The organism is Pseudomonas sp. NBRC 111133 (genome assembly GCF_001320605.1).
In the GTDB taxonomy this organism is placed as follows: domain Bacteria; phylum Pseudomonadota; class Gammaproteobacteria; order Pseudomonadales; family Pseudomonadaceae; genus Aquipseudomonas; species Aquipseudomonas monteilii.
The window spans coordinates 1-1,368 of record NZ_BCBJ01000027.1 but is presented as its reverse complement, the minus strand read 5'-3'; the positions used below and the strand labels follow the sequence as shown (position 1 = coordinate 1,368).

Genomic DNA, 1,368 nt, shown 5'->3' with positions numbered 1-1,368 from the left:
CATACTGACGCTGGCCAACCAGGTCCAGGTGCGCTTGAGCACGCCGCAGATGGGCGAGCGGGCCAGCCTTGACTCACCGCATGCCGGGCAGAACTGGTGGCAGCCACGGCCTGTGCGTCAGCGGGGCCACGCCAAAGAGCGCACGATGGCGGCACGCTGAGCTTCAGTTGTGGTCATCCTTGCTGCGCCGGCGCGGGGCTTGGTCGTCTTTCAGCAGTTGCGAGGGTGGCTTGCCACTGTCGCTGCGTACCTGGGCATGGCTGATCAGGGCAAAAATGAAGCTGCCACCAATAATGTTGCCTGCCAGGGTCGGCAAGGCGAATTCCAGCCAGAAGCTGCGCCAGGTTTCTTCGCCGGCCCACACCAGATAGGACACCTCGACGGAGCCCACTACTATATGGGTGAAATCGCCGAGGGCCATCAGGTAGGTGATCATCAGGATGATCCAGACCTTGGCGTGCTCCATGGACGGGATCATCCAAACCATGGTGGCGATCATCCAGCCTGACACGATGCCTTTGGCGAACATCTGGCTCAGGTCGTTCTTCATGACCTTGCGGCCAATCTCCAGAAAAGCCACGTCCGTCTTGCTGTCGAATATCGGCAGCTCCAGCATGACCCTGGCCACTAGCAGGGTGCCGGCCAGGTTGCCGAGCAACACCACACCCCACAGGCGCAGCAGGCGACCGAAGTTGGCCAGGGTGGGGGAGGTCATGACGGGCAGCACGGCGGTGAGGGTGTTCTCGGTAAACAGTTGCTGGCGCGCCAGGATCACGGCGAGGAAGCCGGCGCTGTAGCCGATGCTGGCGACCACCTGGGCACTCTCTCCTTCCGGCAGGCGTGCGTAGAACAGCCCCATGGCCATCAGCGACAGCCCCATGGACAGGCCGGCGGCCAGTGCCGACCACCACAACGCGGCGAGGGTACGTTCCAGTTCCTGATCGCCCTGGTAGCGGATCATCTCGTGCAGCACTGCCGCCCGGGGCGGTTGGTTGTGGCTGACCTCCTGCTCTTCATCTGCAGACAGGCCCGGGGTTTTCTCGCTTTGCGCATCGCTCATGGCCGCTACGCTCCGTGGGGGGTGTTTCTCTACAGATCCGTGGCGCTCTCATTAGTTGCCAGGTGGGGGTAAAACACGCGCGGAAAGTTTTTTCAGATCAAGGTGTTGACTCTGATTTCAAAGCGCGTATTATTCGCCTCCTCGCAGCGATGAACGCTTCGGGGCAAGCGGTAAGTGTTTGAAGTTGTTGGCTTTCGAAAGAAAGTGGTGGTAAAAAACTTCAAAATAAACGCTTGACAGCAAATGAGGAAAGCGTAGAATGCGCGCCTCGGTTGAGACGAAAAGCTCTTAACCAAACGCTCTTTAAT

At 59.8% G+C, this 1,368-nt stretch carries 2 protein-coding genes and 1 pseudogene; 1 reads left to right on the top strand and 2 read right to left on the bottom strand.

Annotation, left to right across the window (positions count from 1 at the left end; genetic code table 11):
- Positions 1–160, top strand: a pseudogene (locus APH36_RS33040) (hydrolase); the annotation flags it as partial.
- 3 nt (positions 161–163) lie between these two features.
- On the opposite strand, the gene APH36_RS05640 reads toward APH36_RS33040, so the two are convergent.
- Together APH36_RS05640 and APH36_RS32310 are read right to left on the bottom strand one after the other, a co-directional pair.
- Positions 164–1,060 carry a formate/nitrite transporter family protein gene (locus tag APH36_RS05640; protein WP_060497834.1) on the bottom strand — a complete coding sequence of 299 codons (897 nt, stop codon included), beginning with the start codon at positions 1,058–1,060 and terminating at the stop codon, positions 164–166.
- Positions 1,061–1,152: 92 nt separating this feature from the next.
- Positions 1,153–1,368: hypothetical protein (locus APH36_RS32310; RefSeq protein WP_218187321.1), on the bottom strand; the 216-nt coding region annotated here is incomplete at its 5' end.

Coding starts and splice junctions, on each gene's coding strand:
- APH36_RS05640 (WP_060497834.1), bottom strand. CDS start 1,060: ATGAGCGATGCGCAAAGCGAGAAAACCCCGGGCCTGTCTGCAGATGAA.